This is a genomic window from Paraglaciecola sp. L1A13, from assembly GCF_009796745.1.
Lineage (GTDB): Bacteria > Pseudomonadota > Gammaproteobacteria > Enterobacterales > Alteromonadaceae > Paraglaciecola.
In genome coordinates this window covers 2,035,276-2,050,780 of record NZ_CP047024.1, presented here as the reverse complement: position 1 = coordinate 2,050,780, position 15,505 = coordinate 2,035,276, and the positions used below count along the sequence as shown (strand labels likewise).

General features: G+C 43.1%; 12 protein-coding genes. 7 read left to right on the top strand and 5 right to left on the bottom strand.

Annotated elements, in window-relative coordinates; genetic code table 11:
- Nucleotides 1–11 precede the first annotated feature (11 nt).
- From GQR89_RS08550 to GQR89_RS08530, 5 genes are all read right to left on the bottom strand, one after another.
- Nucleotides 12–2,321, bottom strand: a complete 2,310-nt coding sequence (locus tag GQR89_RS08550; RefSeq protein ID WP_158769656.1) for a TonB-dependent receptor — start codon at nucleotides 2,319–2,321, stop codon at nucleotides 12–14.
- A 263-nt stretch (nucleotides 2,322–2,584) separates the two neighbouring features.
- The gene (locus tag GQR89_RS08545) at nucleotides 2,585–3,361 is read right to left on the bottom strand and encodes an ABC transporter permease (protein WP_158772199.1); all 777 of its coding nucleotides are present in this window, start codon (nucleotides 3,359–3,361) and stop codon (nucleotides 2,585–2,587) included.
- Nucleotides 3,358–4,104 (bottom strand): ABC transporter ATP-binding protein, encoded by a 747-nt coding sequence (locus GQR89_RS08540; protein WP_158769655.1) that lies wholly within the window; start codon nucleotides 4,102–4,104, stop codon nucleotides 3,358–3,360. Before GQR89_RS08540 ends, GQR89_RS08545 begins: the two co-directional genes overlap by 4 nt.
- 93 nt (nucleotides 4,105–4,197) lie before the next feature.
- Complete coding sequence (locus tag GQR89_RS08535; RefSeq protein ID WP_158769654.1) at nucleotides 4,198–5,178, bottom strand: YVTN family beta-propeller repeat protein; 981 nt, start codon at nucleotides 5,176–5,178, stop codon at nucleotides 4,198–4,200.
- Between the two features lie 29 nt (nucleotides 5,179–5,207).
- Nucleotides 5,208–6,410 (bottom strand): ABC transporter substrate-binding protein, encoded by a 1,203-nt coding sequence (locus GQR89_RS08530; protein WP_370461053.1) that lies wholly within the window; start codon nucleotides 6,408–6,410, stop codon nucleotides 5,208–5,210.
- Nucleotides 6,411–6,672: 262 nt separating this feature from the next.
- Here GQR89_RS08530 and pedF point away from each other — a divergent pair, with 262 nt between their 5' ends.
- From pedF to GQR89_RS08495, 7 genes are all read left to right on the top strand, one after another.
- Nucleotides 6,673–7,113: a cytochrome c-550 PedF gene (gene pedF / locus GQR89_RS08525; RefSeq protein WP_158769652.1), complete on the top strand. Its 441-nt coding sequence runs from the start codon at nucleotides 6,673–6,675 to the stop codon at nucleotides 7,111–7,113.
- Nucleotides 7,100–7,984 (top strand): ABC transporter substrate-binding protein, encoded by an 885-nt coding sequence (locus tag GQR89_RS08520; RefSeq protein WP_158769651.1) that lies wholly within the window; start codon nucleotides 7,100–7,102, stop codon nucleotides 7,982–7,984. Before pedF ends, GQR89_RS08520 begins: the two co-directional genes overlap by 14 nt.
- Before the next feature lie 193 nt (nucleotides 7,985–8,177).
- On the top strand, nucleotides 8,178–9,935 hold the full coding sequence (locus GQR89_RS08515) for a PQQ-dependent methanol/ethanol family dehydrogenase (protein ID WP_158769650.1): 1,758 nt from the start codon (nucleotides 8,178–8,180) through the stop codon (nucleotides 9,933–9,935).
- A 358-nt stretch (nucleotides 9,936–10,293) separates the two neighbouring features.
- The gene (locus GQR89_RS08510; RefSeq protein WP_158769649.1) at nucleotides 10,294–10,611 is read left to right on the top strand and encodes a YciI-like protein; all 318 of its coding nucleotides are present in this window, start codon (nucleotides 10,294–10,296) and stop codon (nucleotides 10,609–10,611) included.
- 219 nt (nucleotides 10,612–10,830) lie between these two features.
- Nucleotides 10,831–11,100, top strand: a complete 270-nt coding sequence (locus GQR89_RS08505; protein WP_158769648.1) for a hypothetical protein — start codon at nucleotides 10,831–10,833, stop codon at nucleotides 11,098–11,100.
- Between the two features lie 79 nt (nucleotides 11,101–11,179).
- Nucleotides 11,180–13,306 carry a TonB-dependent receptor gene (locus tag GQR89_RS08500; protein ID WP_158769647.1) on the top strand — a complete coding sequence of 709 codons (2,127 nt, stop codon included), beginning with the start codon at nucleotides 11,180–11,182 and terminating at the stop codon, nucleotides 13,304–13,306.
- 247 nt (nucleotides 13,307–13,553) lie between these two features.
- Complete coding sequence (locus tag GQR89_RS08495) at nucleotides 13,554–15,479, top strand: sialate O-acetylesterase (RefSeq protein ID WP_158769646.1); 1,926 nt, start codon at nucleotides 13,554–13,556, stop codon at nucleotides 15,477–15,479.
- The last annotated feature ends 26 nt before the right edge of the window (nucleotides 15,480–15,505 follow it).

Below are 15,505 nucleotides of genomic sequence, written 5' to 3'. Positions count from 1 at the left end.
ATAATTAAGCGTTAAAATGCAATGTGCATATTGACCGATACACTTCTAGGGGCGGCAGGTCCAATGAAATAAGGTTCGTCGATTTCGGGATGCACCTCACCTAATACTTCATCCGGTTCACCATAAGTGCCAAAGGTATGGTATTGGCGATCCAATACATTATCGACCCGGGCAGACAACGTTGTAGCCTGATTAAATTGATAGTTCACATACATATTTGCCACCGCATAGGAGGGTACTTTTTTGTGCTCATTCGCTTCATCACCACGGTAATATGATGATGACGAAAATATCCACTCGCCCCCTAAGCTCATCGCGTCGGTAATATCCCAGTTACTGTGGATTTTCACCTGATGTTTGGGTTGTCCAGGAATGTTATCACCCACCTCAACCTGACGATCACCACCAAACGGGTTATTAGGGCTAAACGATACAAAGGGCGATTCAAATGTTGCGTCCAAGTAGCTGTAATTCGCACCATAGGTAATGGTTTCTGCAATGCGTAAAAAAGACATTTCCGCCCCCTGACGATTCGTTTCATCAACATTGATAAAGTAGCCTTGGGATTGGGTCACACCCGCCTGTTGAAAAATAATATCGTCGGTGCTTTTTGTGCGATAAAGTGCTGCACTAATGGTGTTGCCGTTTGCTTCATAACCGAGTGTTGCTTCGATTGTTTTGGCGACAACTTTATTTAAAGGTGGATCGGCCACAAAGCCATTTGGCAACTTACATGGATCATCTTCATCGGCACAGCTAAGTTCTGCTGGGCTGGGCATACGCGATGATTCACTGTAGCTTAACGAAGCTAACCAGTGGGAATTAATGGTATATTGCAAGCCAATTGCAGGATTAAATCGATTAAAATGATGCTCGCCATTTAATGAGCCCTCACCCACATCAATACGATCATGCATGTCTATTTTACTGTCGTTGTAGCGCCCCGACAAGCTCAGTAACCAGCGTTCATCTAAGCGCGCAGAATATCCTGCATACAAATAATGTCCGTAGGTTTTCACGCCTAGTCTAACTTGTGAGTCGCTATCGAAAAATCCTGTAGCTGAAACCGAACGGTCGTCCTCAGGCGTGCTGTTATGTAAAATGCCAAATTCCGTATCACTGGCAAAATCAATATCCGCTCGATCAATTCCCCCACCTAACAACCACTCGTGTTCAGTTTTGGCAATTTTTTTGTTGTACAACAACTGCATGGCTAAGCCATAGCTTTCGTTTTCAGTCGCACTTTGATTAAGTGTGCCGTCAATTAAATCGGCATCGAGAGTAGAAATCTCACTAAAGAATGTATCGGGTGAATACCCAACAAAACTAACCTTCTCAAGATCGTCATCTTCCTCTTCACACAACGTAACTCTGTTGCCAAATTCACATTCTTCAAAGTCGCTATCGTCACCATTGGTGGTATCAATGTCATTGCGCCGATAGTAACTGTTGCTTTGAAATTTCAAGCCATCACCCAAGATTGACTCTGTATTTAAGGCAACCATTTGATAATCATTTTTGGTTTTATCTGGGTAGGTATAAATGGCTGCATTTCCCTCTACCGATGGCAGTTGTTGTGGGATCGCCCCATTACCAGTTAATTCGTTATCATTCGCCGAAAACAACATTTCCACATGATGTGTTTCCCCGCGGTAGGTAATCGTCGACAGAAATTGTGTTAAATCGCTGGTCGAAAAATCTCGCCAGCCGTCTTCGTTTAAACGATTTAGTAACACGTAGTATCCCCAGCGACCTTGACTACCGCCGCTTTGCACGGTGAGTTGCTTTTGACCGAAACTTCCAACTTGTAAGTCCACAGCATTTTGCGCATATTCGAAGCCATTTTTCACCCGCATGCTTAGCGCGCCGCCCAAAGTATTCTGCCCAAAACTAGGGTTTGAGCCAGAATACAATGCAACATTATCTAGGGCAGCTAATGGAATAAGATCCCAGTTAACCGTATCGCCAAACGGCTCATTAAACCTTACACCATTTAAGTAAACAGAAAGCCCTTGAGGCAAACCTAGCAATGGCGATGCGGTGAAACCGCGATATTGCACATCAGGTTGAAATGGATTGTTCTGTACGTCGTTGATATGAACGCTGGACAGACGATTTTTCATATGTTGTGACAGCGAGGTAACGTTACTTTCTCTTATTTCTTCGCCCGTGATTGATTGGATGCTACCAATTATACTCGTGGTAGTATGTTCACTAAAAAGTGGATTCTGACCCACGACACTGATGGTTTCTAAACTCGCAATTTCATTCGCTAGGGCATCAACACTAAATAACACACCTACTGCCACTAAATATTTCATTATCTTTACCGCTCCTTTATCTCTGTAGGCAGTGTAATGATATTAAAGAATAATTTAAGCGCCCCCAAATTGAGCATCGTTTAATAAATAGGAATAAGTTTAAATAAATCAATAGATTAAAAATAGAAGAAAGAATAGATAATACTAAAGTATGAGTAATATCCTGCCAAAGATATTGTTGAAAAACAGCGCTGTTTTTATATTTACTGTATCGCGTTTATCATCCTAGCCTTTACAAACATCGCAAACTAACTTTTTACACGCTATCGACGCCCGCGAAAAGTCGCAAGGGCAATGATTGCTGACACGATAGAAGCCAGTAACACGACACCAAGCGCTGGCAAATTAACTTGCCCATAAAGCGCAAAGCGCAGTAATTCGACGCAGTGGGTGAATGGATTGACTTGGCATATCCAATACAGTATCAAACTCGCTTCCTGCATTTTCCATAGAGGATACAAAGCGCTAGACAGGAAAAACATTGGGAAAATCACAAAATTCATCACCCCAGCAAAATTCTCTAATTGGGTAATTAAATTAGCTAACATCAACCCCAATGCACTGAGGAAGAACGATATTAAGAAAATCGCAGGTATTGCGGTGAAAAAACCCCATGGTTCAATTTCAACTCCGACAATTCGGGTAACAAATAAGAAAATAAGTACCTGCAAGGTCGACAAAATAGCCCCAGCTACCAGCTTGCTAAACAATAAAAATGTTCGAGGGATAGGACTCATCAATAAAACTTTCATGCTGCCCATTTCACGGTCATATACCATAGACAACGAGCTTTGCATGCAGTTGAAAAGGATGATCATCCCCCCTAATCCTGGGGTGATGTATTCTTGATATGTTATATACGTACCGTAGGGCTCCATTATAGATACCCCTAATGCTGAGCGGAAGCCAGCAGCAAAGACCACCAGCCATAACAATGGCCGCACTAACACACTAATTAAACGCGTTCGCTGTTGTAAAAAGCGTAAAATTTCACGTTTCACGATGCCGTTAAAACAATATAGGTAAGCAGATGAATTCATATTGCTTCCGTGCTCCCCGTCAACTTCCGATACAGTTGGCTCACAGTATCGACCTGATTTTCTTGGCATAGTGGCTCCGTAACGCCCTGCGCTTTTATTTTGCCTGAATGGATAACAACTAATGAATCGCTTGGCCTTATTTCATCGATAAGGTGCGTAGCCCACAATACGCATAGACTATCGCGGTCACCCAGTGCTCTAACATGTTTGAGGATCAGCGCCCGACTCTCAATATCCAACCCTACAGTGGGTTCATCAAGCAAGAGTACTTGCGGTTGATGGATAAGCGCTCTAACGATTTCAACCCGTCTGCGATGGCCTCCATTAAGCGTTCTAACCTTATCTTGTAACCTATCGTTTAACGCTAGTTCGACAAGCATAGATTCAATATTTTTTAATGCTTTGTCAGGTGCAATACCGTGCAACGAGGCAAAATAAAGCAAATTTTGCTGTACGGTTAAGTCCAGATCAAGGGTGCTTTGCTGGAACACCACTCCCATACTTTGCATTATGCTCGAGTGCTGTTTGTCAAAACTAAGCCCATTGACGTCAATTGCGCCACACGATGGGCAAAGCAGACCGGTAAGTAAGGAAAATAGCGTACTTTTACCCGCACCGTTTGGCCCAAGTATTATATTAATTCCTGACGTTACCTGCAGATTAATTGAATCAAGCGCCACCTTCGGGCCATAACGAAAGGAGACATCTTTAACTGTAATACTTGCTGAACGGGGGTTATTCATTCTTTAGCGTACTCTTTTTTGGGTGCATACAAGATTTGCTAGGTGACACAATAAGCCTTTACCAGCGATTCAGTGCTGACAACGTTTTGTTTATCACTGGGATTGACGCACGACCACTCCCCAAGGGTAACGCCCTACCTTAATCGAGCGGGTAACCTTCATTTTTGCCATATCAATCATAGACACATCACCGCTCACGCCGTTTGTTGTGAGTAAAATACTCTGATCATGATTAAACGCCAACTGCCATACTCTGCGACCAACCAATATGTATTTTTCTATGGTCATATTGGCAATATCGATTACCGCAACATGATTCGCTGGCCCTAACGCTACAAATGCATATCGGCCATCTTCACTCAATTCCACGCCAACTGGCTGCACCCTATCCCGGTGCACACCGGCAATTTTAAAACGAAAATCATGTATGACCTTTCGACTTTTAACATCGAATACGCTAAGGGTGCCTCCAATCTCAGAACTCACCCACAATAGCTTACCGTCTTGCGAAAATTTAGCTGAACGAGGCCTTGCTCCCACTAATGAATTATCGATATTTTGATAGGTTTGTGTGTCAATCCAGTGCACCATATTTGTGGTTTCTGACGTCACAACCGCTAATTTACCATCCGGACTGATTGCCAATCCTTCGGGCTCTACGCCCACATCTATTTGCGCAATCACGGAACGCGACGCGATATCGATTATTGTTAGTAAGGCATCGTCTTCATTAGACGTATAGATGGTTTTCCCGTTAGGGTGCAAGGCAATGGTTTCAGGGTCCTCTCCAGAGGGCAGTTCACCGATTACTTTCTCGGTTGCTAAGTCCACTACTTGAATGCTGTCTGACTCACTGGCACAAATGTATGCGGTTGAGCCATTGTGGCTTAATACAATACCTCTGGGTCGCTGGCCTACATCAAATTGACGCAATACTTTGTGTTCAGCCACATCAATGACAGAAACAGTGTTATCTTTTTCATTGGTTACATAGGCAAGTTCTGTCGCTTTCGCTGCCCCGCAAAATGCCCAGACACTGAGTATCGCTAACCCGCTTATTATTCGCTTATTCATATGTCACCTTAGTTCACAGTTATCTTCTATTATTGACACTTCATTTCAGGGGCATCGTACCCTAACGTGTCTAATTCATTTTCGGGGTGTAACATGCCTTCTTGGGGGGACTGTGAAACCAACGCATTGGGCTGTACCAACGCCATTGGCATTCTTAATTGCCCATTCCATTGGCGATAACTCAACTTACGACCTTTATAAGCAGCTAATTCAAATTGACTAGAATGAATATAATCAGTCAGTATTTGCGGTTGATTCGATTTAAGGTGCTGAGCGGCTTGCGCAACTGTTCGCAGCGCTAAATAGCCACTGAAATCCAACTCATTCATATTACGCGACGCCAATTGCACAAAACGGCTTTGTAGCTGAGCTGCGCCCCATTGCTCGATGACACGATGCCACGCGAGTGCCTCAAGCCCAGCCGAACCGATTACAGGTCGAGGTAGATAAGTATTAAAGGGTAAAAACTCGGCAAAATCTTTAGCTGGATCCGCCACGTATACAACGTCATATTCCGAAGAGGTTTGCGTGAACAGTGGTATTTCTTGCTGGGTTGTCCGGCGTAAATCAGTGGAAAAGTCCCATATTTTTTCATCGACAACCTTCAACCCAAATCGTTTTACTGAACGTTTAAAAGCGTTAGCGACTTGCTTGTCTTCATCTGATTTACCTCTGATCATTAATACTTTTTGTAAACGACGTGCTACCAGCCACTGAGCCAACGCATCAGATTTCATCGCATAACTCGGAATGGTATGTAACATCGACGATAAACACTGTTTATAACGTAACCCATCGGCGGGTTCACTTATATTAAACAGCAACACCGCTTTGTCTTTGGCCCAAGTATTAGCTGCAATAAGTAAATCGGCAGGTGCCTGTAATAAGAAAATCGTTTGGCCGTCTAAATAACGCTCATTTAAACCAGCCAATAGTCCATTTGCATGTTCGAATTGGGCGTATCGCAATGAAAATGTTTGATTGATGAATTTACCGGTGGAATTAGAATCATCAACGGCTAATTTAGCGCCGAGATAACCACTGTCTTCTGGCAATTGATTGATATTGGTAAAAGTCGCTCGTGCTTTTTGCGTTAATTTAAAATAGTTAATATCATATTTTAACGGCAATGATTGCGCCGAAACCTGCATAACGGAACCACTAATAAAAGCACTATAAAAAAGCAAAGCAATAACAAACCTACCCCACTTATGTTTGATGGATCTCTTCATCATCATCCTATTACCAACGTCTAAAACCAGCTTAGGGATTAGCATATAGAAGTATAAGAAAATTTGAAATTACAGCAGATAGAACCTAATCATTTGATATTGTTAAGATAATTGCAATTTTACGGAAAATAACCGCTAAAAATCATCCTAAAGGATGACTTATTATCTAGCTAAAGTGCAATGTGTACTTAGTGCTGACATCGGTAAGCTGATTCTCGTTGACTAATGACTAACGAGTTTCATAGAAAGAGGATTATCGGTGATGATTAAACATATATTAAGCCGCAGTATTTTTATAGCAGCCATAACAACCTGTTCTTTTGGTTTGTCTGCACATGGTTCAGTAACCCCACAAGCGATGGACACTTCAACTTTACCCGTGCTTGGCGAAGAATGGGCCGATACCAACCCATACCGTGAAATAGAAGGCCACGACCGCGAAGAGATACTTCGAGTTGGCTCGTCTGCGTATAACCAAAACTGTGCACGGTGCCATGGCTTAGGTGGTGTTTCTGGCGGTATCGCACCCGATTTACGCACGCTTCCTGCGGATTTCGATGGAGATGAGTGGTATGTGTATCGGGTTAAAAATGGCGCGGTTCGCAACGGCGCAGTCTATATGCCTAAAATGTCAGAATATCTAAATCAAGAAGCGTTATGGTCTATCCGTACTTGGTTAGAGTCAGTCAGTGAAGATCAATAAGCACGTACTTCATATCTTATGGGCTAGTTACTTGCTGGTTATCAGTCATGGAACCAGTGCCCTGAGCTTTGACGATATCATTGAGAAGAATGAAATTGTGGTGGCGGTATATCGGAATTTTCCGCCCTTTTCATTTCAACAAGATGGTAAAAGCAAAGGTATTGATGTAGCAGTCGCCCATCATATTGCTGACGCGTTAGGCGTTAACCTTAAGCTGAAATGGATGACTGCTGACGAAAATGTGGAAGATGACTTACGCAATAATATTTGGAAAGGTCATTACTTAACCCGCACCGTAGCTGACCTTATGCTAAGAGTCCCCTACGATAAAGCTTATGCTTTATTACGCGACGACATTGGTGAATTAGTGCACGCTAATGTGCATATGTTCGCCCCTTATCACGTCGAATCGTGGCAAATTATGTTTGATTCAACGGCTATCAAATCTGTTCCTACCATGGCTATTTTCCAATATCACGATATAGGTGTTGAGAATGATTCTATTCCTCAATTTTATCTTATGTCTGCGTTTTCCGGTCGAATGCGCGAAAAAAGTAAACAGTTCACCACTATTCCACTAGCCGTATCGGCCATGCAAGCAAACAAGGTGGATGCGGTTATGGGTATGCGCAGTCAAATCAGTTATTACCGCGGAAAATTAGATAAAGAACGCTATCTCCTTGCAGAAAATGCCTTCCCCATGATCGGCAAACAGAAGTGGGATATAGGTATGGCCGTTAAAAGTGACCATCGACAATTAGCCTATGCTGTCGGCGATGTTGTAGGGCAAATGATCAGTAATGGAACCATGGCCAACATATTTGACCAGTATCAGGTTACTTATGAAACCCCAGACTATTACGCTCCATGATTATTGCTACGCACTCTCATACTAAGTGATGAATTAAAATCCTTCCCCAGTGTTATAGAGGGGATTGACAACAAATATTAGTATATTTGCATCCTAATAGAACATTCATTTTTAGGGTGCGAAATTAATTAACCGCCGATAAACGGATGGTTTACACACAGCTAAAAAAGCAAAATTTCATGAGGAAATTACAATGTCCAGAAAAGCTATAACGAAAATATTGTCATTATCAGTGCTTATTGCACTGTCCACTGGAGTCAATGCAAAGGTCACCGATAAAGATATTTTGAACGACCAAGCCACCACAGACGACGTAGTTTCCTATGGAATGGGTCTTAAAGGGCAACGCTACAGCCCTCTGGGGAAAATCAGTACCGATACAGTAAAAGATATCCGTCCTGTTTGGGCGTTCTCCCTAGGTGGCGAAAAACAGCGCGGCCAAGAATCACAACCCATGATTAAAGACGGCGTAATGTATGTCACGGGCTCCTATTCCCGTGTATACGCCATTGACGCAATGACGGGGGATGAAATTTGGCAATATGACGCAAGACTACCTGATGGCATCATGCCATGCTGCGATGTGGTAAACCGTGGTGCCGCCTTGTACGACGACCTCGTTATTTTCGCCACCCTAGACGCAAAACTGGTCGCCCTAAACAAAGACACTGGCAAAGTAGTTTGGAAAAAAACCGTAGAAGATTATAAAGCAGGCTATTCCATTACAGCCGCGCCAATTATCGTTAAAGGTAAAGTCATTACCGGCGTGGCTGGTGGTGAGTTCGGCGTTGTCGGAAACGTTCGTGCCTATGACGCTAAGAATGGTCAAATAGTATGGGAGCGCCCCACCGTTGAAGGTCATATGGGCTACATCTGGAAGGACGGAAAAAAAGTTGAAAACGGCATTTCTGGCGGCGAAGCAGGTAAAACCTGGCCTGGTGACTTATGGAAAACCGGCGGCGCTGCGCCTTGGTTAGGCGGAACGTATGATCCTGATGTTGATTTATTATTTTTCGGTACCGGTAACCCATCACCATGGAACTCTCATTTGCGTCCAGGGGATAACCTCTTTTCATCCTCGCGTTTAGGTATCGACCCAGATACCGGAAAAATAGTTTGGAGCTTTCAATCTACTCCCCATGACGGATGGGATTTTGACGGTGTTAACGAACTCGTTTCATTTGACTATAAAGAGAAAGGTAAAACTATTAAAGCGGCTGGCTCAGCTGATAGAAATGGTTTCTTTTACGTTCTTAATAGAGAAAACGGAAAATTCATTAAGGGCTTCCCATTCGCCGATAAAATCACATGGGCCACAGGCTTAGATAAGAATGGCCGCCCTATTTACGATGACAGTAATCGACCTGGTGATCCAAGCAAGTCAGAAACCGGCAACCAAGGTAGTTCAGTTGTTTCAGCGCCTGCTTTCTTAGGTGCCAAAAATTGGATGCCTATGGCATATAGTCAAGATACGAAACTGTTCTATGTACCTTCGAATGAATGGCAAATGGACATTTGGAATGAACCTACCGCTTACAAAAAAGGCGCGGCCTACTTAGGTGCAGGTTTTACGATTAAGCCGATTAACGAAGAATACATTGGCGTATTAAAAGCGATTAACCCTGAGACAGGTAAAGAAGTGTGGCGTTATGAAAATTATGCTCCGTTATGGGGTGGAGTTTTGGCCACTGCCGGAAACCTAGTATTCATGGGTAATCCAGAGGGATATTTACTCGCATTCGATGCAAAGACAGGCGAAATTAAATATAAATTTAATACTGGTTCTGGCATCGTTGGCTCACCTGTTACATGGGAAATGGGCGGAGAGCAGTATATATCTGTATTGTCAGGCTGGGGCGGCGCCGTCCCGTTATGGGGTGGCGATGTAGCCAAGCGCATTAAGCATTTCAATCAAGGTGGTTCAGTTTGGACATTCAAGCTACCTAAATAAACTAACGCTTATATTGATAACAACAAAGGCCAGCAATGCTGGTCTTTTTTTTGACCTACGTTAATTGGTTTCTACCAACAAAAATGTAATATCCATTAAATTTAAGCACGAAATACCCGACTGTGGGACACTTAGGATATTCGGTATAATAAGATATGATTTAACAGTCATAAGCCTTTTTTGCTTAATCATGTGTACAATTGGGCTCTAAAATAGAGCCCAACTTCGAAATTCCATTCTGTCAGAGATGTCTTTTGCTAGACGTTAACACAACCGCTTAACCAAACTACGCATCATTGTGAAAGCAGTTATTAACACCGTGGCCAATATGCGTCACCGCTAAAAATAGGAAACCTAGATGTACTATTTATTGACCTACGACGTTGTGCAAGGATATTTGCAAAAGCGCGAAGCGTACCGTGAAGAACACCTGAAATTAGCAATATCTGCGGCTGACCGAGGGGAGTTAAGGTTAGGTGGAGCACTGACCGAGCCGACTATTGGTGCTGCGTTATTATTTGAAGGGAGCTCCTCAAAAGTAGCAGAAGAATTTGCTACACAAGACCCCTATGTGTTAAATGGTTTGGTGAAAAGTTGGCATGTAAATGAGTGGTCTATAGTTTTGGGGGCAGGTGTAGAATCAAAAAAAAACCATAACGCGCAACGATTTACTTAGCCCATAAGCGTGATTTTTAGCCTACCCATAGTGCTATATTTCAAAATGCAGTTTCCCCATCTCTCTCCCCTTTTTCTATTTCATTGATTACAATCACTATTATTTTTGAATTCGGTTATCAATTGAGCGGATTAACACTCGACAAAATAAAAACAATGATGTTACATTATAACAATCATGCAAAAAAATTCATTCCACTCACTAAGAAAACAGTCCACGATGTTGAAATACACACTCGTGCTTGTGCTGCTGCTTTGTGTTGCGGCCAGTGTTCTTTACGATTGGCATGATAATTCCCATAAATCACAGAGCGAAAATCATTGTGCTCTATGCTTAACGGTTCATAACCTTGATCATTCCATACCTGTTGGTTTCCCACCGGTATTAGCTTTGCCTCTTGCAGGGTTTACGATTGAAATAACGATTAAACGCTATATTCCGCTGTTTGTGCGCACAGCAGGAAATCGTGATCCCCCCTCAGTATTTTAGTTCGTATAAAACCCATTATTTTTCCGGTTATTTAACTATATACCGGCTGTTATTTAATATGCATGCAAGAGACAACACGATGAAAACTAAGCACTCAACCCTTTTATTGGCAGTATTAGCGGCTTTTACAGCTAACGCACACGCACAAGAGCACGATAAAAATATCCAAAAAGATGAGCAGGATATTGAAACCCTGCAGATCACCGCATCCCCCCTAAACAGGACAGTACTTCAATCAAGTACCCCCGTTAGCATTCTTAGTGGCGAAGAACTGGATCAAAATCAGGCAGCCACCTTAGGTGAAACCTTAAAAAATATGCCCGGTGTGCACAGTTCTTTTTTCGGACCTGTAGCAAGTAGCCCAATTATCAGAGGCTTGGATGGCCCGCGTATCAAAGTGGTACAAAATGGATTAGATGCCTCAGATGCCTCTCGGGTCGGCCCTGATCATCAAGTAGCAACAGAGACCTCAACAGCAACTCAAATTGAAGTGCTTAGAGGACCAGCAACCTTATTGTACGGCAGCGGCGCCATAGGTGGTGTTGTTAACGTGGTTGATAATCGTTTACCCGCCCAACGACAAGAAGGACTCACTGGAGAAGTTTTTGCCCAGTACGATAACGTCGCTGACGCAAAAACACTTTCAACCGATTTAAATGTGGGAAGTGGCGATTTTGTCTTCCATGTTGATGGCTATAATCGTAAAACCGGTGACTATAAAATTCCAGTACCGGCTGATATCAATGAATCAGGCGGTAGTGGCGAGCTTGCAAACTCATCTATCAGTGCTCACGGGTATAATTTTGGCGGAGGCTGGATCACCGATGATACACGCGTTGCACTTTCTTACGGTCGTATGGACTCTGAATATGGCTTACCTGTAGAAGAAGATGTGTATATCAAATTAAAACAAAATCGGTACCAGGGTGTGGTCGATTGGAACAAACTAAGTGGCTTTTTCAAGGCCGTTCATTTACAAAGTGCTTATACCGATTACCAACATACTGAATTTGAAGGTGCAGAAGCGGGTACAACATTCAAAAATGAAACCATAGAATCACGATTATGGGCTGAACATGAAGTCGTCGCAGGTTGGAAAGGCGTAATGGGACTTCACTATAACTATTTAGATTTTTCAGCCTTAGGTGAAGAAGCCTTTACCCCACCGACTAAAACCAACACGACCGCCGTATTTCTAATGGAAGAACATGAAATGGGGGCATTGTTGTGGCAGTTAGGCGCGAGAGCAGAAAACCTTAAACACAAGGTAAACAATGATTTCTATGCTGATTTAGAACAGCTAAGCAATCTCTCTTTTGATAATAAAGATTATACCGCAGTATCAGGTTCCGCTGGTGTTGTATGGAATCTTGATGATCATCACTCATTGGCCTTTAACTACGCCTATTCCCAACGAGCCCCCTCAGCTTCAGAGATATTTTCCTATGGTCCACATATAGGTTCAGGGGTCTATGAAATTGGTGGCGGCTTTACGATTGATGAACAAGATGGCGTGTATACCCTTAGCCAAGCCTCACAAGATATGGATAAAGAGGAATCTAACAATCTAGACTTTACCTATCGCTACCATGCCGATATTTGGAATGCGTCCGTGAGCTTGTTCCACAATCAGGTCGGCAATTATATATTTGAACAACGTACGGGCTTAGTGTCTGTTGACGGGCAGTTAATAACACAAGCGAGTTTTGATGCAGATGTCGCGCTAAATGGTGAACCTGAAGAAGAAACAGACGGTTTACCCGTGGTGCTTTTCCAACAGCAAGATGCCACTCTTTATGGATTTGAAGCCCAATTAGACTTACATATAACCGACGAACTGCGCTGGGAAATTTTCAGCGATTATACCCGCGCTAAATTGGATGAAGGTGGAAATGTTCCGCGTATTCCACCGATGAGAGTGGGCAGTTCCATACATTATGAACAAGGTAATTGGCACAGTGAAATTGAAGTCGTGCGCAATAATAAACAAGACAAGATTGCTTCAAATGAAACCGACACAGATGGTTATACCATGCTATCAGCCTCGGCTAATTATTATTTAGATCTCGATAAGATGGATATGACTATCTATTTGAAGGGTAATAACTTAACAAATAAAGAGGGTCGCGTACATTCTTCCTATATTAAGGATCAGGTACCGCTTTCGGGTCGCTCTGTTAGCCTTGGCGTAAGAGCTAAGTTTTAAAACAGTGTGCAAAAAAAAGCGGATGTCATAAGACATCCGCTTTTTATGGTGTGCCCAGCAGCTCAGTAACCGACAGATAAATCAACACATTTAGCCCGATTGTGGATCATATATCTGACAGTCTAAATGAATCGCCCTTAGCAGTAAAAACTCTTACACACTGCGCAGATTTCCCCCATAATATATCCTCTTCAATATTTGTACTCACGCAGGTATGCAGTCTATTAATGGTTGTTATGGAGTGGTCATGCGCAGATTATTATTCATAGGGATGCTTTGGTTAATGAGTGCTTTTCAGACACACGCGATATCGCTCTCTCCTTTATTTTCAAATCACATGGTATTACAGCGAGATAAACCGCTGAGGATCTGGGGGCAAGGCCCAGAAAATCACCCTGTTACCATAGCCTTGTTAGACCAAATTTATACTACTCAAACCGATACCAATGGTCATTGGCAAGTCATATTACCTGCGCATGCTGCAGCGGGTCCATTTTCGTTAACCATCAGCGCCGATGAAACCATTGCCATCAATGACGTATACTACGGAGAAGTATGGATAGCTGGTGGTCAGTCAAACATGGAATGGAAGCTTAAGGGGGACGTTATCGGCAACGAGCAAGCGATTGCCTCTGCGCAGCAACCCTTAATCCGTTTTTTTGAGGTACCCGATACACTGTCCCCTGTCCTTCAAAGTCAGTTGCCGGCCAGTAAATGGCAAGTTGCCACGCCAAGCACCGCTGGGCGATTTTCAGCCGTAGCTTGGTTCTTCGCCCTACAGCTTCAAAAAACAGAGGATGTAGCCGTTGGCATAATTGAAAGTAACTGGGGTGGTACACCAGCTGAGGCCTGGACAGATATCGATATCGTTGCCGCTACGCCAGGCTACGAAAAGGAAGCTGCCAAGGTTAAAGCAAAAACTGACTGGCCTGAATTACTGGCGGCGAATGAGAAACAACAACAGCTAAAATGGCAGCGTATCAATTCTCCCGATAAGACTATGATTAGCCATGCAGCCGCAGTAGATTATGATGATGAGCATTGGCAAGAGATTGACTTGCCAAATATGGGCCCGTTACATCATTTTGTATGGCTAAGAAAGACTTTTACTCTCGAATCAGTACCAACGGCGTCGATTACGATCAACTTGGGGACTATCCGACACAGTGCCCTTATCTTTATTAACGGCCAACTTATCGCCAAAACGCATGATGATAACGCAGCCCCCAGCACTGACTCCATTCACGAAATTGCCACACAATTGTTGAGAACGGGTAAAAATGTAATTGTTATTCGTGCAGCAAATGGCAATAGTAATCAGGTTTTTATCGGCAAAAAACAGCAAATGTGGGTCGATATTGATGGTCATAAGCAGCCAATCGAAAAAAAATGGCGTTTCAGTAATTCCGTTGAAATGCCCATGCCAAAAGTCGTGAACTATAGCTACACTCCCAGCTTTTTATACAACGCTATGATATACCCTTTGCTACCCTACACTGCCCAAGGCGTGATTTGGTATCAAGGAGAAAGCAACATTAATAAGCACACTTATTATCAAACGCTCTTTAGCAATTTAATTACCAATTGGCGTACTCGGGCACAATCTCCGAACATGCCGTTTTTATTTGTACAATTGGCGGCATACTTGCCTCAACAACGCTTGCAACCCGAAAGTGCATGGGCCTACCTACGCGATGCTCAACGTCAAACCTTAACCTTAGGCAATACAAGTATGGCCGTTGCTATCGATGTTGGTGATGCAGATGATCTTCACCCCAAGAATAAACGTGATGTAGGTGAGCGTTTATGGCACTTAGCCGCTAACAAAATATACGGTATACCAACAGTCCCCACAGGCCCAGACTTTACCCATATCGAATTAAAACAAAACGAAATAAAAATATACTTTGATAACGCAGAAGGTTTAAAAACCACCGATAATCAAGCAGTAGAAGGCTTTATTATCGCAGGGCAAGACAAAGTATTTCGAGTGGCGCAAGCATTTATCCAAGGTCAAACAGTGGTCGTCTCACACCCAGATATAAGCGAGCCGGTAGCCGTACGGTATGCATGGGCTGATAATCCTCTGGCTAACGTAATTAATAACGTTAGACTGCCGGCGGTGCCCTTTAGAACTGACGCTTGGTCCGCCAGCGACGTGCGTAAAAAATAAAGCACTGGCCTTGTGGAGGTTGATCT

What these genes read in the sequence shown, in the direction of transcription:
- GQR89_RS08515 (WP_158769650.1), top strand. Translation starts at nt 8,178, where the DNA reads ATGTCCAGAAAAGCTATAACGAAAATATTGTCATTATCAGTGCTTATT.
- GQR89_RS08535 (WP_158769654.1), bottom strand. Translation starts at nt 5,178, where the DNA reads ATGAATAAGCGAATAATAAGCGGGTTAGCGATACTCAGTGTCTGGGCA.
- GQR89_RS08505 (WP_158769648.1), top strand. Translation starts at nt 10,831, where the DNA reads ATGTTGAAATACACACTCGTGCTTGTGCTGCTGCTTTGTGTTGCGGCC.
- GQR89_RS08530 (WP_370461053.1), bottom strand. Translation starts at nt 6,410, where the DNA reads ATGAAGAGATCCATCAAACATAAGTGGGGTAGGTTTGTTATTGCTTTG.
- pedF (WP_158769652.1), top strand. Translation starts at nt 6,673, where the DNA reads ATGATTAAACATATATTAAGCCGCAGTATTTTTATAGCAGCCATAACA.
- GQR89_RS08495 (WP_158769646.1), top strand. Translation starts at nt 13,554, where the DNA reads ATGCGCAGATTATTATTCATAGGGATGCTTTGGTTAATGAGTGCTTTT.
- GQR89_RS08500 (WP_158769647.1), top strand. Translation starts at nt 11,180, where the DNA reads ATGAAAACTAAGCACTCAACCCTTTTATTGGCAGTATTAGCGGCTTTT.
- GQR89_RS08540 (WP_158769655.1), bottom strand. Translation starts at nt 4,104, where the DNA reads ATGAATAACCCCCGTTCAGCAAGTATTACAGTTAAAGATGTCTCCTTT.
- GQR89_RS08510 (WP_158769649.1), top strand. Translation starts at nt 10,294, where the DNA reads ATGTACTATTTATTGACCTACGACGTTGTGCAAGGATATTTGCAAAAG.
- GQR89_RS08545 (WP_158772199.1), bottom strand. Translation starts at nt 3,361, where the DNA reads ATGAATTCATCTGCTTACCTATATTGTTTTAACGGCATCGTGAAACGT.
- GQR89_RS08550 (WP_158769656.1), bottom strand. Translation starts at nt 2,321, where the DNA reads ATGAAATATTTAGTGGCAGTAGGTGTGTTATTTAGTGTTGATGCCCTA.